We start from the raw sequence: 559 nt of genomic DNA, 5'->3' as shown, positions 1-559 counted from the left end.
GCTGTGCTGTGCTGTGCTGTGCTGTGCTGTGCTGTGCTGTGCTGTGCTGTGCTGTGCTGTGCTGTGCTGTGCTGTGCTGTGCTGTGCTGTGCTGTCAGGCATTGTAATTTTCCTTTTTTAACTGTCAATAGTTAAAAAATTTTTTATTTTACAAACCTAATACTTCATAAATCAATTATATTTTACTATTTTTGATGCTATCAATTAATAAACCCATAATAGAAACTCTTTCGTTATGAACATTATGAACCATTTAAGCTAAAACAGCTCTTACTTAACAATGATCTGACCCCGAAAAGTTAGACTGTTATTTTAAGGACTGAATTCTGTATTGAACAGGGCTCAGTCCATTTAATTTTAATTGTATTCTTTCCTCATTGTAATAACGAACATATTCTTTGATAACAGATTCAAGTTCTTCAATGTTTTCGAAAGTTTTGCCATAAAAACATTCCACTTTCATCCGACCAAAGAAACTCTCCATCGCGGCATTATCTAAACAATTGCCTTTCCTTGACATACTCTGCACAATATTGTGCTCAGCTAATAACTGTTGATA

General features: G+C 35.1%; 1 protein-coding gene. It reads right to left on the bottom strand.

Annotation, left to right across the window (positions count from 1 at the left end; genetic code table 11):
* Positions 1–307: 307 nt before the first annotated feature.
* On the bottom strand, positions 308–559 hold a 252-nt coding region (locus A3EO_RS0110920; protein WP_018347177.1), incomplete at its 5' end, for an IS3 family transposase.

Origin of the sequence: Gallibacterium anatis DSM 16844 = F 149 (assembly GCF_000379785.1) — a bacterium.
Classification (GTDB): domain Bacteria; phylum Pseudomonadota; class Gammaproteobacteria; order Enterobacterales; family Pasteurellaceae; genus Gallibacterium; species Gallibacterium anatis.
This window is presented reverse-complemented; position numbering and strand designations above follow the sequence as displayed.